The sequence below is a fragment of the Bradyrhizobium sp. HKCCYLRH3059 genome (assembly GCF_051168035.1).
Classification (GTDB): domain Bacteria; phylum Pseudomonadota; class Alphaproteobacteria; order Rhizobiales; family Xanthobacteraceae; genus Bradyrhizobium.
This window is the reverse complement of the sequence record NZ_JBNPUF010000003.1, coordinates 469,912-485,422: the sequence shown is the minus strand read 5'-3', so window position 1 is coordinate 485,422 and position 15,511 is coordinate 469,912. Positions and strand designations below refer to the sequence as shown.

The window sequence follows — 15,511 nt, the reverse complement described above, 5'->3', positions numbered from 1 at the left end:
GCTCGACGTGCGCGCCCGCGCTTGTTAAGCGCCAGCCTCTGCGTGAAGCGGGCTTGAGTCGGGGCACATGACGGTTGCAATCGAGATGGGGCAGACGGCGGCGGGATCGCCTGCCGCCCTGGACCTCGAGGAACTGCTGGCGACCCGGCTCCTGGTGCAGGGCAATTCCGGCTCCGGCAAGTCGCATCTCCTGCGTCGCCTGCTGGAGCAGAGCGCGCCCTGGGTGCAGCAGACGATCATCGATCCGGAGGGCGACTTCGTCACGCTGGCCGAGCGATTCGGCCATCTCGTGATCGCGGCCGAGGACCACACCGAGCGCGCGCTGCAGGTCGCCGGCGAACGGGCGCGGATGCATCGCGTCTCGACGGTGCTCAACCTCGAAGGCCTCGACGCCGAGAATCAGATGCGGCGCGCGGCCGCCTTTCTCAACGGCCTGTTCGAGATCTCCCGCGACCACTGGTACCCGATGCTGGTCGTGGTCGACGAAGCCCAGCTGTTCGCCCCGGCCGTCGCGGGCGAAGTCTCCGACGAGGCCCGCAAGGCCTCTCTCGGCGCGATGACCAACCTGATGTGCCGCGGCCGCAAGCGCGGGCTGGCGGGCGTGATCGCGACGCAACGACTGGCGAAGCTCGCCAAGAATGTCGCGGCCGAGGCCTCGAACTTCCTGATGGGCCGCACCTTCCTCGACATCGACATGGCCCGCGCCGCCGACCTGCTCGGCATGGAGCGGCGCCAGGCGGAGGCGTTCCGCGACCTCGAGCGCGGCCAGTTCATGGCCTTGGGGCCCGCGCTGTCGCGCCGTCCACTCGGCCTGCGCATCGGCCCGACCGATACCAAGCCGCGCAACGCAACGCCGCGGCTGATGCCGCTGCCGGAGGCTTCGCTCGAGGACGCCCGCGCGGTGATTCTCGCCGCACCGCCGCCCGAGACCAACGCGCGGCCGCAGCGCAAGCCGCAACCGGAGTTGCTCGACCAGCTCATGGCGGCGAAGTCCGCCGCGCTCGAGCTGCGCCCCGAACCGCCAGCACCCGCCGTCAGCGAGGAGGAGCTCGCCGAACGCAAAGCCCGCGTCGAGCGCGTGCTGCGCGCGGTCTTGGCCGAGCCCGACGCCGGCTTCCGCGCCGTCGGCGTGCTCTACCAGGAATTCGTCGTCCGCTGCCGCATCGAGGGGCTGGGCACGGCCGTGCCCGACCTCAACGAGTTCCGCCGCATGCTGACCCGCGCCCGCGCCGGGCTCGGCGGCGACGAGACGGCCGACGATGCCGGCTGGCAGGACGTCACGCTGCGCGCCTCGCTGCTGCCTGAGGACATGCAGGGCGTGTTCATGATGATCGCCCGCGCCGCCAAGGACGGCCGCCCCTGCCCGAGCGATGCGGCGATCGCCCGCGCCTATGGCTCGCATTCGCTGCGCCGGGCGCAGCGCCTGCTGACCTATATCGAGGACCAGGGCCTCATCGTGTGCCAGCTCGACGGCGCCGGCCGCCGCATCGTCACCCTGGTCGAACTTGCCTGGGCGACGGCGCCCGGCGATCCCAATGCCGACGACGCAGCCCCCGAAGGTCTCGTCACCTCGTCATCTTGAGGATGCGCCCAAATCGCTCCGGGCGCATCCCGATATCGTTCGCGATCAGGTCGCGGCGATCCTGCCCATCGCCGGGTCGCTGATGCTGGGCCGGCCGTTCTCGACGTGACCCGCGAGCTGCCAGTTGAAGTTGGCATCGCTGTCCGTCGTGACCGTCAGGTCGTACCAGCCATGGGTCTGCTGCAGGCGAACCCGCGTCTCCAGCCGCTGGCCACGCTGCAGGCGGTGCCGCTCGCTGCGTCCCGTATAGTTGTCGGCCAGTGTCACGAGGCAGTTCGCCCCCTTGTTGGTGAGCGCGATCGCAAGGCTGCGCGAATCGTCGTCATCATCCCAATCACAGAGATGGACCGTATCGACGTCGACCAGCGCGGCCGTGGTGGCGATGCCGCCCTTGAAGTGGCGGAAGAAGCCGTTCGGGCCGTACACCGACAGATCATACTGGCCGGCGCTGGCGGCGAGGTCCCACACGCCGTGCAGCGACTTGCCGGCCTCGACCGTGTAGCTCCACGGGCCGGTCGCGGTGTTGCCGGAGCGGACGTGGAAGCAGGCGCCCGCCTGCCCCGGATTGGCGAAGCGGATCGCGAACGTCTTGTGCGCAGCATCGGCGTCGCCATCGACCCTGAGATCGTAGGGCAGCGGGCGCGCCGGGCGAATGCCCGGCTCCTGCTGCGGCAACGCCTGCTTGGCCGGCGGCACCGGATGATAGTCGTCGAAGCGGGCACCGGAGGTGATGTCGGCGGCCGGCGGCTTGTAGCCGGCCGTGCTCGGCAGCGGCGCCATGCCTTCGTTGGGCGAAGTGAAGTTGAACGCCGAGGTGAGATCGCCGCACACCGCGCGCCGCCACGCCGGGATGTTGCTCTCGAACAGATCGGGCGCCTTGTGATGGAAGCGGCGCTCGATGAAGCGGATCACAGACGTGTGGTCGAACACTTCCGAGCACACGAAGCCGCCGCGCGACCACGGCGACACCACCAGCATCGGCACGCGGACGCCTAGTCCGTAGGGGCCGGCAACGTGGCTTCCGTCGCCAGCGAAGAGGTCCGTGCTCACATCGACGGTCGACTGGCCCCAGGCCTGCGACATCGCCGGATACGGGCCGACGACATGGTCGAAGAATCCGCCGCCCTCGTCGTAGTTGATGAGCAGCGCGGTCTTGCTCCACAGCTCGGGGTTCGACGTCAGGATGTCGAGCACCTTGGAGATGTACCAGGCGCCCGGCCCGGGCAGCCAGTTCGGATGCTCGCTGAACGCCTCCGGAGCTGCGATCCACGACACCTGCGGCAGGGTGCCGTTGCGGACGTCGTTGCGCAGCCCGTCGAACAGATTCTCGAACGTGCCGCCATTGGCGATGTTGCTGCCGCGCAGCGCCTTCTCGTACAGCGGGCTGCCTGCTTGCGAATTCTGGTACTGGTGGAAATACAGCAGCGAGTTGTCGCCGTAATTGCCGATCCAGGGATTCTGGGTCCAGCCCCAGGAGCCTTCCGCCGTCAGGCCGAGACCGATGTCCTGGTAGACCTTCCAGGAGATGCCGGCCTTCTCCAGCCGCTCCGGAAACGTGGTCCAGTCGTAGCCGGCTTCCGCATTGGTGATGACTGGGCCGCCGCCCTTGCCGTCGTTGCCGTCCCAACCGGTCCACAAGTAGTAGCGATTCGGATCGGTCGGGCCCATCACCGAGCAGAAATAGGAATCGCACACCGTGAAGGCGTCGGCCAGCGCATAGTGCCAGGGCAGATCCTGCCGGTTCAAGCAGGTCATGGTCGTGGTGCCCTTGTTGGCGATCCACTTGTCGTAGTTGCCGTTGTTCCAGGCCTTCTGGCCGTCGTTCCAGCCATGGGCGACGTCCTCGACATAGACCTGGCCGGCATTGTCGACGCGGAACGGCATCACTGCCCCCGCGCCGTTCGGCTGCTGCCACACCGGATTGCCATTCGGCAGCTTCACGGCGCGCGGATCGTTGAAGCCGCGGACGCCGCGCATCGCGCCGAAATAATGATCGAAGGCGCGGTTCTCCTGCATCAGCACCACGATGTGCTTGACGTCCTCGATGCTGCCGTGGCGGTTGAACGCCGGAATGGCATGCGCGCGCTCGATGCTCTGGCCGAGGGCGGCGGTCGCAGCCGACGCTCCGAGCAGCCGCAGGAACTCGCGCCGGTTGTGCGCGATCGTGTTCGACATCTCGTTCATTCCCCATGGTGATGACGGTGTCGAGCGGCTTAGGTCGGCGCGTTAACAACCGCGTGACCGGGCGGTAAAGGATGTGTGGCAGGCTTTTGACGCCGCGCGGCGGAGCGGCATTCGCGGCGAGGGCGCCCTGCCGCGATGCGCGTCGAAGCCGCCATTGCCCTTGCGCCGGAGACGAAAAGCTGAATGATCCGTTCGGGTTGCGACGACGACCGGCCGGGCCGCCCCCGGATTTGGCGCGCTGCGTTGTTGAGGATGATTTGCATATGCCGACGTTGACGGTGCAAGCGGCGGGTCTGCAGGGAGCGCCGGTATGGGCATGGCTGCAGGTCGTATCCAACGGACTGATCGCCAGCGCCTTCTTCACCATCGCCTTCGTCGTCGGCACGTTCCTGCGGCGGCGCTGGCGCGACGTCATGTTCCGCGGAATCGTCGGGGCGCTTGCGACCTTCGTGGCCGTCGTCGGGGTCACCCGCCTGCTTGCGATCGTCGATCTCTGGGTACCGACCTCGACCATCACGGACGTCATCAACGTCTTTCTCGGCGTCACCTCGATCGGAATCATCGTCATCATGATCAAGATGCTGCCGCAGCTTCTGGTGCTGCCGACGCGCATCACCTTGCAGAAGGCCTATGCGCAGCTCGAGGAGGAGATCCGGCAGCGCCGCGCCGCGGAAGCGATGGTGCGGCGATTCCAGGAAATCGAGGCCAACGAGGCCCAGGTCCGTCAGGCGCAGAAGATGGAGGCGATCGGCCAGCTCACCGGCGGCGTCGCGCACGACTTCAACAACATCCTGACCGTCATCACCGGGACGATCGAGATCCTTGCCGATGCGGTCAAGGACAAGCCCCAGCTCGCCGGCATCGCCGGCATGATCAGCGCCGCCGCCGAGCGCGGCGCCGATCTGACCCGGCACCTGCTCGCCTTCTCGCGCCGCCAGCCGCTGCAGCCGCGCGCCACCGACATCAATGCGCTCATCGTCGAGGCCGGCCGTCTGCTGCGGCCGACGCTCGGCGAGCAGATCGAGATCGAATCGATGCTGGCCCATGACAGCGCGCCGGCGCTGATCGATCCGAGCCAATTGTCGACCGCGATCCTCAACCTCGCGCTCAATGCGCGCGACGCGATGCCGGACGGCGGCAAGCTGACCCTGGAGACCAAGAACGTCACGCTCGACGAGCACTACGCGCAACTGAACCGCGACGCCAAGCCCGGAAGCTACGTCATGATCGCGGTCAGCGACACCGGCCAGGGCATTCCGGCTCCACTGCTCGACAAGGTGTTCGAGCCGTTCTTCACCACCAAGGACGTCGGCAAGGGATCGGGCCTCGGGCTGAGCATGGTCTACGGCTTCGTCAAGCAATCGAACGGCCACGTCAAGATCTACAGCGAGGAAGGCCACGGCACGACGGTCAAGCTCTATCTGCCGCGCGCCGCCGGACTGCCGGAGACGCCGGCCGCAGAGCCCGGCCGGCCGGCGGTCGCGCGCGGCGACGAGACCATCCTGATCGTCGAGGACGATGCGCTGGTGCGCGACTACGTCGTGGCTCAGGTGCGCCGTCTCGGCTATCGCACGCTGTCGGCCAGCAATGCCGCCGATGGGCTGACAATCATCGACAGCCAGGAACGCATCGACCTGCTGTTCACCGACGTCATCATTCCCGGCGGCATGAACGGCCGGCAGCTCGCCATCGAGGCCGAGAAGCGCCGCCCCGGACTGAAGGTGCTCTACACATCTGGCTACACCGAGAACGCGATCGTGCATCATGGCCGGCTCGATGCCGACGTGCTGCTGCTGGCAAAGCCGTATGTCAGCGCCGATCTCGCGCGCATGATCAGGACGGCGCTGGAAGCGTAAGGCGAACCGCGATGGTGGCGCCGGTCGATGTCTCGTTTGCCAGAGCTCGCGCGTCACGACCGGTGTCGTCCCGGCCTTGCGCCGGGACCCATGGCCACCGGCCATGGTGGCGAAGCGAAATCGATCCACCAGCGTGCCTCACACAAATTCCTGGGGTTATGGGTCCCGGCGCAAGGCCGGGACGACGGCTGAGGTTGCGGTTGGCGCCTTCCATCACACTGTGCCCGAGACATCCCATAAGACACGACGCCGCCTTCCCGCCGCCCATGAGGCCCAGGTGATGCGGCAATCATGCCCCTCCTGAACAACGAGAGGGCGCGAGGAAGGCCGGACCTCGGCTGAGGCCCGTGGCCCGCCTGCTCAAAAGAATGCAGGCGGCAGGTACCACAGGTACAGCCGGACAGACCCGGCCTTCCCCGCGCAACGGTTTTAACGGTGTCCTTCGTGCTCTCCCTGGGGATCGGCTCTCTTGCCCCCATCGCCCGCGCGTGCCGTCAAGCAACGACCACGGACTTGACCTCAGCGTCGAGAGGCCAGGACCACACGACTTCGCCGTCCGTGCCGCCTGCGCTCGTCTGGCACAGCCGTCACGTCCATCGCAGCCCACCTCCACGTTCGTGACGACGCGTACGTCCCTCTGCTCGAGGCGGGATGGGCAAGACCATCGGTCTGATTTGCCCGACGACGCAAGCCGGCGCGGCTGCGGCAAACTAACTCGACGGGCATTTCGCGCATACGAAGCATGCGGAGATTGCTCGTCGGGCACATCTGGCCGGTGCTCCATCCAGACGTGATGCCGTGAAGGTCGGCTGACGATCAGCGGACGGACGGAGCAGCGGCGGCTTCACCCCGCGCCGCCAGCGGCAATGACGCCTGCCTCAGACTTTCCGACGGGGTCTCACCATAGATCTTTCGATACTCCCTGGCGAAATGCCCCGGATTGCTGAAGCCACATCGCAGGGCGATCGACGTCACCGTGTCACCCGCTTTCGCATCATACAGCATGCGGTGCGCATGTTGGATTCGCGTCAGCTTGATCTTCTCGGCCAAGGACACGCCACTCTTCGCGAAGTACTGATAGACCGTGCGGGGGCTGACGCCGTAGCGAACCGCGAGTTGCTGGATCGATATCTTCTGATCCCAGTTCGTCTCAATGTGTTCCAGGATCCTGCGAATGGGCTCCGGCACCTGGCGATCGCGATCGAGATGATCCGCGGTGACGTCGATCGTCGCGCCGACGAGATGGGTTCGTCCGTCGGACGGGCTGTAGACGGAGGTCGCCATGCCACGGACCCAGCGCACCGCACCGGCTTTGCCAAGCACCCGGTAGTCGCGCGTGTAGCCGGTTCGCTTCATGATCGCACGACGGATGACCTGCGCGAGCCCGTTCCGATCCTCGGGATGCACATGGCACAACATGTCGCGCAGCGACGATGGCGACGCCGGCGGAAAATCTCCCTTGGAATCGTCTGCATCGACGATCAGGTTGAACGTCGACAGCCCAGCGAGCTTCTCCGCAGCCGCAAGCTGTTCTTCCAGGATCCTGGTTGTCGTGATGTCCTCGACCACGGCGCAGAACCACTTCAGGCGGCCCCTGGCGTCCCTGACGGGATTGACGGTCACGCGTCCCCACACGACGCTTCCGTCCGGCCGAAGATAGCGCTTGTCGAGCTGATAGGTCGCGATCTCGCCTGCAAGCAGCTTGTCGTGCTGCAGCCGATTGCGCTCCCGGTCCTCTGGATGCGTCAGATCGACAAAGGTCAGCCCATCGGTCTTGAGCTGCTCCAGCGTGTATCCGACGATCCGGCAGCATTCGGCGTTCGCAAACCGGATATGTCCCGTTGCACTGTCGATGATCGAGATGCCGATGCCGAGGCTGTCGAGAAACACCCTCGGCACCGCGATGACTTCGGCAATGTCCTTCTCTGGCATGTCGAAGCCGATACCATCCAATCTGGTTGGAGCCTAGCGCCGAGGATCATGTCGATCGTGATCTAAGGCAATCCCGGCCCTGCGACACTTGAACACGCCCCGCAGATTCACGGCCATTCCTGCACAATCAGAACATCTCTGCAGATTGCTGCCTAACCGAATCTTACTGACGAGCTGTTAGATTGAACAAAGCCCCCGGGAATTTACGGGAATCATCGAGTTCGGGAATGATCGCAGTCAGCGCCGTCTCTGGATCACAGCAACTACCGCGTGATCACGAGGATGTGCACATCGCTGGCGTGATCGTTTGCACAGGAGACCATCATGTTTGGCCGCAAGAACAACGCCGCATCCCTGGCCGCCCTGGCCGCAAACGCGATCACCGCGAAGGTGATGGTCGCTGACGACAAGCTCAACATCGTCTACATGAACGAGGCGGTACGGGCGCTGATGCGTGAGGCGGAGGCCGATCTCAAGACGCAGTTGCCGAACTTCCGCGTCGACGGCCTCATCGGCACCAACATCGACGTCTTCCACAAGGACCCGACCCACCAGCGCCGCATGCTGCAGGCCCTCGCCTCCGAGCACCGGGCCACCATCAAGATCGGCAAGTGGACGTTCGATCTGATCGCGCAGCCCTTGAAGCACCCGGACGGAAGCCGCGCCGGAACGGTCGTCGAGTGGTCCGACGCCAGCGTGCGGCTGCAGAACCTCGACTACAGCGCTCAGGTCGCGGCCATCGGCCGATCACAGGCCGTGATCGAATTCAACCTGGACGGCACCATCGTCACCGCCAACGACAATTTTCTGAATGCGCTGGGCTACAGCCTTCCGGAGATCCAGGGCAAACATCACAGCATGTTCGTTTCGCCGGAGGAGCGCAACAGTGCCGCCTATCGCGAGTTCTGGGCCGCCCTGAACCGCGGCGAATATCAGGCCGCGGAATACAAGCGAATCGGAAAGGGCGGCAAGGAGGTATGGATTCAGGCGTCCTATAATCCGGTGTTCGATCAGAACGGAAAGCCCTTCAAGGTCGTCAAGTTCGCCACCGACGTGACCGCTCAGAAGCTTCGGAATGCCGATCTCGCCGGACAGATCGCCGCCATCAGCAAATCGCAGGCCGTGATCGAGTTCGAACTGGACGGCACCATCATCGACGCCAACAACAATTTCCTGCAGGCGCTCGGCTATACGCTGTCCGAGATCAAGGGCCGCCATCATTCGATGTTCGTCGATCCGTCAGAGCGCGACGGTGCGGCCTACCGCAACTTCTGGGCCGCCCTGAACCGCGGCGAATATCAGACCGCGGAATACAAGCGGATCGGAAAGGGCGGTCGCGAGGTCTGGATTCAGGCCTCCTACAATCCAATCCTCGACCTCAACGGCAAGCCGTTCAAGGTCGTGAAATACGCCACCGACGTCACCAAGCAAGTGCTGGTGCGGATGGGCAATGAGCGAGTACGCGGCATGATGGAGTCCGTCGCCGCGGGTGCCGAGGAATTGAACGCCTCGGTGCGCGAGATTTCCGAGGCCATGACGAAGTCCCGCGAGACCGCGATGGGGGCGGCTGACCGGGTCGCCTCCGCCGATTCGCAGGCCAAGCGCCTGAGCGAGGCGACGCAGGCGATGAGCGGCATCGTCGAGCTGATCGGCAACATCACCGGGCAGATCAACCTGCTGGCACTCAATGCCACGATCGAATCGGCGCGCGCCGGCGATGCCGGCCGCGGCTTTGCCGTGGTCGCGTCGGAGGTCAAGAATCTCGCCACGCAGGCCAAGGCCGCCACCGACAAGATCGGCGCGGAGATCGCCGGACTGAACGGGATCTCCAGCGAGGTCGTGAATGCGCTGAACGCGATCAAGGTCGAGATCCAGAACGTCAGCGAATACGTCACCTCGACCGCCGCCGCCGTCGAGGAGCAGAGCACGGTCACCGGCGAGATGTCGTCCAGCATGCAGCGCGCAGCCGCAGAGGCGCAGGCGATCGCAGCAGGCAGGGCGTAGAGGCCGCCTGAGCACGGCGCCCCCCGCAAGGGCCGCGGCGAGGATCAATCCTGCGTCGCGTCCCAGGTCACCGGCAGATTGAGCAGGCCGCGAAAGGCCCAGCCGCCGATGCGCACCGGCTCGGTGTCACGCAGGCGCAGGTTCTTGAGCCGCGCGAACAGCGTCGGGAGCGCGACGTCGGCGATCATCGCGCGCGAGGCCCAGGCGCCCGCACAGAAATGCGGGCCTGCGCCGAAGGCGATGCTCTTGGAGACGTCGCGGCGGATGTCGAAGCGATCGGGGTCGGTGAAATGCGCCTCGTCGCGATTGGCCGAGCCGAACATCAGGAACACGCGCTCCTCCGGTTCGAAGGCGACGTCGCGAATCGTCCAGGGCTTGGCGATGCGCCGGGGCGACATGCCGATCGGCGAGATCCAGCGGGCATATTCCTCGAACACCTGGAGCCAGCGCACCTCGCCATGGATGGCCAGCGCGAGCTGCTCGGGATGCGTCAAAAGCGCCCACACCGTGCCGGCGATCGCATCGCGCGGTTCGTTCTGGCCGCCCGAGATGGCGAGCTTGATGTTGGCGCGGATGCTCTCCATCGGCATTTGCGTGGCGAGCATCACGCCAAGCAGGCTCTGGTTCGGGGTCTTCTCCAGCACCGGCAGCATGTCGTCGATGGCAGCGTCGATGCCTGATGTCGCGGCGTTGCAACGCGCCTCGACCGCGGGATCCCCGGTGTAGTTGGCGATGCCGTCGATCATTGCCTGCGACCACGCATTCATGTCCTGGAAGCGCATGTTGGTGAGGCCGGTGATCAGCTTCAGGCACTCGGCCGAGAACGGCAGCGCGAAATCGCCGACGAGATCGACATCCCTCGCCGGGTCGAGCGCATCGAGCAGCCGGTCGGCGTGGGCCTGGAACTGCGCCAGCCAGTGCACGCGCACGGCGCGCGGCGACACCGCCGGCGCGATCGCCTGGCGCTCGGCCATATGCGCCGCGCCGTCCTTGCGCATCATGTTGTGGCCCATCAGCCGGTTCATCAGGCCCTGCGGCTGATGTGAGCTGAAGACGTCGATCTGCTTCTCGGAGACAAAGATGTCGTCGCGACGGCACAACAGCGTGCTGCCGAGCTGCGGCACGAAGGCGATCGGCGTCTCCTGGCGCATGCGAGCCAGCGCCGGATAGGGATCGGCCCAGAACGCGGCGGTATCGATGTCGAAATGCGGTGCTGTGCTCACTCTCGGTCTCCGGTTCTGACGGCGCAGGCTAGCCGCACGCTCCGGCAACGTCTGTCCCGGCGATGGGTGACAGCGGGCGAGCCCCTCGCTCAGTTCAGCGGCCGCGGTGTCGTCATCAGGCGGAGGGCGATCGCGAACAGCTCGTTCTGCGAGGCGATGCCGAGCTTCTCATAGGCGCGCTTGCGATAGGTGAAGACGGAGTTGAGGGCGATGCCGAGAGCCCCGGCGATCGCCTCGGAGGTGAAGCCTTCGAGGATGCGACGGCAGACGTCCTTCTCCCGCGCGGTGAGGACCGACAGCGGTCCGCCGGCGGCGAACAACGAAGCAAATCTGTCGGCCGGATCCATCGCGGCAGCGCGATCCTGGCAATGACGCGCGACGATGGCCCCCACGATCGGGGCGACCGCGGCGATGCGCTGGCGCTCGTGGGGCGCAAAACCGCCTTGGGCAGCAGTGCGATAGAAGTTCACGTAGGTGCAGTGCTCGCCGACCCAGATCGCGGTGGCGGCCTTGTCGACGATCTCGGAGTCCTCGAAGAACAGCTTCCGGTAGCCCTTCGGGTACATGCGGCGCGCGAAGTTCGGCAGCAGGATGTGGCGCGCCTCCGCGCGCTCGCGAAAGATCGTATCCCGGTTCGGATCGGCGATGTGGAAGTGCTCCGAATAGGCCGCGCCGAGGTCGGGCCCGATCGCGATGTTCCCCGTGCTGAGCAGGCAGCGCGCCGAGCGCTGGTCCTCGAAGGCGAACACCATGCAGTGGCCGACATCGGCAACGATGCGCAACGTCTCGATCAGGACTTGCGGAAATGCGGGCTGTCCGATCGCGAGCACCATCGCGCCGACGGCACCGGCCGCCTCGATGCCAGGCTCCTGAGCCTCCATGCGTTCCTCCCGGATCTCTTTGTTCGCCGAAACCTAGCAGCAACCCGCCCTGGCTGGAAGCGCCGCGCCCTGCGTCACCAACCACGGGGACAGACACGAGGCCGCCGGTCCGGCTACGCTCATCGGCCAAAGTCTCGGCCAGTCAACGCGCCGAGCACGCTCAACGGGGAGGATATGCGATGAGAGCCGCGCTCACGGCGATCGGAATTGCTGCAACGATGGCTTTCGGCTCGCCCGCGTGCGCCGACATCAAGGTCGGTATCGTGGTGTCCGCAACCGGGCCCGGCTCGGCGCTCGGGCAGCCGCAGATCAAGGCGGTGGCTGCGCTGCCGAAGGAGATCGACGGCGAGAAGATCGTCTACATCGCGCTCGACGACGAATCCGACAGCGTGAAGGGACTGCAGAACGCGCGCCGCCTGGTGATCCAGGACGGTGTCGACGTCATCATCGGCTCCTCGCTGACGCCGGTCACCATGCCGATGCTCGACGTCGCGCTCGAAAGCAGGACGCCGCTGCTGTCGCTGGCGGCCTCGACCGCGATCGTGCAGCCGATGGACGACAAGCGCAAATGGGCATTCAAGGTCGTGCCCAATGACGACATCATGGCCGCGGCGATGCTCAAATACATCGCCAAGACCGGGGTGAAGACGCTCGGCTTCATCGGCGTGTCCGACGGCTATGGCGAGGGCTATTATCAGGAGGTGACGAAGCTGGCGCCGAAGCTCGGGCTCACGGTGACGACGCACGAGGTCTATGCGCGCGGCGACACCAGCGTCACCGGCCAGGCGCTCAAGGTGATCGCCACCAATCCGGATGCGGTGTTCATCGCCTCCGCCGGCACGCCGGCGGTGCTGCCGCAACAGGCGCTGCGCGAGCGCGGGTATGCGGGGAGGATCTTCCAGACCCATGGCGTCGCGACGCAGGAGTTCATCAAGCTCGGCAAGGAGAATGTCGAGGGCGCGGTGTTCGCCGGCGAAGCGTTCTCGATCGCCGACGATCTGGCGCCCGAGGATCCGTTCCGCCGCGCCAACGACGCGTTCGTCTCCGCCTATCAGGCCGCCAATGGCGACAAGCCCAACATCTTCGCCGCGCATCTGTGGGACACCGCAACCCTGCTCAAGGGCGCCATTCCCGGCGCGCTGAAGGCCGCCAAGCCCGGCACGCCGGAATTCCGCGCCGCGCTGCGCGACGAACTCGAGCGCGGCAAGGATATCTATCTCAACAACGGCCTCTCCAACATGAGCCCGACCGACCACAACGGCTACGACGAACGCTCGGCGTTCCTGATCAAGGTCGAGGGCGGGAGATTCAGGCTGGTGAAGTAGTCAAGCTCGTGATCGGAAGCATAGTCTGCCGCGCAGGCGGTGCACTCCCCTCCCCGCTAGGGGGAGGGGGGCGCACTGGTCGTGCGGCACGACACGGGCTCGAACGATAAGCGGCGACGGCCCCAACTACGCCGACAAACTCTCCGCCACCGGCGCCTTGCCCAAAATCAGGTCCGCCGCCTTGTCGCCGATCATCAAGGTCGCGGCGTTGAGGTTGGCGGAGATCATGCGCGGCATGATCGAGGCGTCGGCGACGCGCAGGCCCTCGAGACCATGGACGCGGAGCTGGTCATCGACCGTTGCCCAGGTCGAGTCCGCTGGGCCCATCCGGCAGGAGCAGCCGGGATGGAAGGTGGTGGTGGCGCGCTGCGTCGCCGCGGCCAGGAACTCGTCGTCGCTGTTCACCTTCGGTCCCGGGAAATCCTCATAGGCGTAGTACGGCGCGAGCGGGGCCGAGGCCAGCAGCCGGCGCGCCAGCTTCATGCCGGCGACGACCACGCGGCGGTCGAGCTCGGCGGTGAGATAGTTGGTCTGGATCAGCGGCGGCGCGAACGGGTCGGCGGAGCGGATGCGGACGTAGCCGCGGCTCTCCGGGCGCTGCTGCCAGGAAGCGACCGTCATGCCGGGCTCGTCCTCGAGCTGGCCCTGCACGCCCTCCTTGTAGCTCGCCGGCGTGAAGGTGAGCTGCAGGTCGGAGCGCTCCGCGGTCTCGCCGGAGTGCCAGAAGCAGTAGACCATGGTCGGCGACAGCGACAGGATGCCGCGCCGCGTCACCGCCCATTTCAGCGCCTCGCCCCATAGATTGAGGCCGCGCGCGAGCTCGTTGACGGTCTTGATGTTCTTGACACGCGCCACCGTGCGCGGCGCGTAATGGTCCTGCAGGCCCTCGCCGACGCTGTTGAGCGCATGGCGCACCTCGATGCCATGCTCCTGCAGCAGCGCGGGCGCGCCGATGCCCGAGAGCTGCAAGAGCTGCGGCGAGTTGTAGGCACCGCCGGACAGGATCACCTCTTTTCGCGCGCGCACCTCGACCGGCGCCCCACCGCGCCCGCCGCGGCTGTAACGCACGCCGACCGCGCGTTTGCCTTCCAGCACAATGCCGGTGGCATGGGCGTGGGTGCGAACCTCGACGTTCGGCCGCTTGCTGGCCGGACGCAGGAATGCGGTCGCTGACGACACGCGGCGGCCGTTCTGGATGGTGCGCTGGACGTATGAGACGCCTTCCTGGATGGCGCCGTTGTAGTCCGGGTTGCGCGGGATACCGAGCGAGACAGCGCCATCCATGAAAGCCTCGCACAGCGTGTCCTTCCACTCCATGGTGGTCACGATGAGGTTGCCGTCGCGGCCGCGATACTGGTCCTCGCCGGCGCCGATGCGCTTCTCCATGCGCTTGAAATTCGGCAGCACGTCGGAATAGCTCCAGCCGCGATTGCCCATCTGCGCCCAGGTGTCGAAATCCTGGCGCTGGCCGCGATTGTAGACATGGCCGTTGATCGAGGAGGAGCCGCCGAGCGTCTTGCCGCGCGGCGCGTAGATGCTGCGTCCCGCCGTGTACGGCCCCGGCTCCTGCTGATAGCCCCAGTTGATGCTCTTCATGTAGAAGGTCTTGATGAAGCCGGCGGGCAGATGGATGTAGGGATGCCAGTCGCGCGGCCCCGCCTCCAGCACGCACACCGTGACCTCAGGGTCCTCGCTGAGGCGGCTCGCCAGCACGCAGCCGGCGGAGCCGGCGCCCACGATCACATAGTCGAAGGTATCCATCTGGTCGTTCGTCCCGGTCTCGTCATCATCAGCCGCGCGAGGCGGCAAGCGGCCATAGCGCGGTCAGCGCGGCTTGTCATTCAATTGGTAGTCGAGATGCGCCTTCACGGTCGGCCATTCGGCCGCGGTGATGCTGTAGACGACGGTATCCCGCAGCGTGCCGTTCGGCGCGATCTGGTGGCTGCGCAAAATGCCGTCCTGCTTGGCGCCGAGCCGCTCGATGGCGCGCCGGCTCTGGTGGTTGAAGAAATGGGTGCGGAACTCGACGGCGATACAGTCCATCGCCTCGAAGGCGTGCGCCAGCAGCAGCCGCTTGCACTGCGTGTTGAGCGCGCTGCGCTGCACCCGCTTCGCATACCAGGTCGAGCCGATCTCGACGCGGCGGTTGGCGGCATCGACGTTCATGTAGGTGGTCATGCCGGCGACACGGCCGTCGGCATCGAGCACCGTGAACGGAAGCATGCTTCCCGTGGCGAACAGGCCGAGCCGCCGCTCGATCTCCTTGGTCATGGTCTCGGGTTTCGGAACTGCGGTGTACCACAGCTTCCACAATTCGCCGTCACTGACGGCCTCGACCAGCGCGTCGTGATGGTCCGCCGACAGCGGCACAAGGCTCGCATGCGGGCCGCGAAGGGTGACTGGTTCAAGAAAGGGCATCAGCAGTGTCCGTCATTGCGAGGAGAGCGAGCGACGAAGCAATCCAGAGTCGCATGTGCCGCTCCGGATGGCTTCGCTGACGCTCGCGATGACGGAACTATCACGT

General features: G+C 66.1%; 10 protein-coding genes. 4 read left to right on the top strand and 6 right to left on the bottom strand.

Going from position 1 to position 15,511, the window contains the following annotated elements:
• The first annotated feature begins 67 nt into the window (after positions 1-67).
• Positions 68-1,582 (top strand): ATP-binding protein, encoded by a 1,515-nt coding sequence (locus tag ACQR13_RS12990; RefSeq protein WP_315750236.1) that lies wholly within the window; start codon positions 68-70, stop codon positions 1,580-1,582.
• Between the two features lie 45 nt (positions 1,583-1,627).
• Here ACQR13_RS12990 and ACQR13_RS12985 read toward each other — a convergent pair whose 3' ends face one another.
• Positions 1,628-3,757, bottom strand: coding sequence for a phosphocholine-specific phospholipase C (locus tag ACQR13_RS12985; RefSeq protein ID WP_434841300.1), 2,130 nt, complete (start codon positions 3,755-3,757; stop codon positions 1,628-1,630).
• Positions 3,758-4,029: 272 nt separating this feature from the next.
• Between ACQR13_RS12985 and ACQR13_RS12980 the strand changes: the two genes are divergently transcribed.
• The gene (locus tag ACQR13_RS12980; protein ID WP_315717857.1) at positions 4,030-5,622 is read left to right on the top strand and encodes an ATP-binding protein; all 1,593 of its coding nucleotides are present in this window, start codon (positions 4,030-4,032) and stop codon (positions 5,620-5,622) included.
• A gap of 816 nt (positions 5,623-6,438) precedes the next feature.
• Here the strand turns inward: ACQR13_RS12980 and ACQR13_RS12975 are convergent.
• Complete coding sequence (locus ACQR13_RS12975; protein ID WP_316194326.1) at positions 6,439-7,554, bottom strand: helix-turn-helix transcriptional regulator; 1,116 nt, start codon at positions 7,552-7,554, stop codon at positions 6,439-6,441.
• 324 nt (positions 7,555-7,878) lie between these two features.
• Here ACQR13_RS12975 and ACQR13_RS12970 point away from each other — a divergent pair, with 324 nt between their 5' ends.
• Positions 7,879-9,558 carry a methyl-accepting chemotaxis protein gene (locus tag ACQR13_RS12970; RefSeq protein ID WP_315718062.1) on the top strand — a complete coding sequence of 560 codons (1,680 nt, stop codon included), beginning with the start codon at positions 7,879-7,881 and terminating at the stop codon, positions 9,556-9,558.
• A 44-nt stretch (positions 9,559-9,602) separates the two neighbouring features.
• On the opposite strand, the gene ACQR13_RS12965 is transcribed toward ACQR13_RS12970, so the two are convergent.
• Positions 9,603-10,781 (bottom strand): cytochrome P450, encoded by a 1,179-nt coding sequence (locus ACQR13_RS12965; protein ID WP_316226436.1) that lies wholly within the window; start codon positions 10,779-10,781, stop codon positions 9,603-9,605.
• An 89-nt stretch (positions 10,782-10,870) separates the two neighbouring features.
• A complete protein-coding gene (locus ACQR13_RS12960; protein ID WP_315718060.1) occupies positions 10,871-11,662 on the bottom strand; it encodes a helix-turn-helix transcriptional regulator in 792 nt (263 codons plus the stop codon).
• Positions 11,663-11,841: 179 nt separating this feature from the next.
• Between ACQR13_RS12960 and ACQR13_RS12955 the strand changes: the two genes are divergently transcribed.
• A complete protein-coding gene (locus ACQR13_RS12955; protein WP_434862888.1) occupies positions 11,842-12,987 on the top strand; it encodes an ABC transporter substrate-binding protein in 1,146 nt (381 codons plus the stop codon).
• Positions 12,988-13,113: 126 nt separating this feature from the next.
• Here ACQR13_RS12955 and ACQR13_RS12950 read toward each other — a convergent pair whose 3' ends face one another.
• Complete coding sequence (locus ACQR13_RS12950; protein ID WP_316173022.1) at positions 13,114-14,748, bottom strand: GMC family oxidoreductase; 1,635 nt, start codon at positions 14,746-14,748, stop codon at positions 13,114-13,116.
• Positions 14,749-14,811: 63 nt separating this feature from the next.
• Complete coding sequence (locus ACQR13_RS12945; protein WP_316173020.1) at positions 14,812-15,405, bottom strand: GNAT family N-acetyltransferase; 594 nt, start codon at positions 15,403-15,405, stop codon at positions 14,812-14,814.
• Between the last annotated feature and the right edge of the window lie 106 nt (positions 15,406-15,511).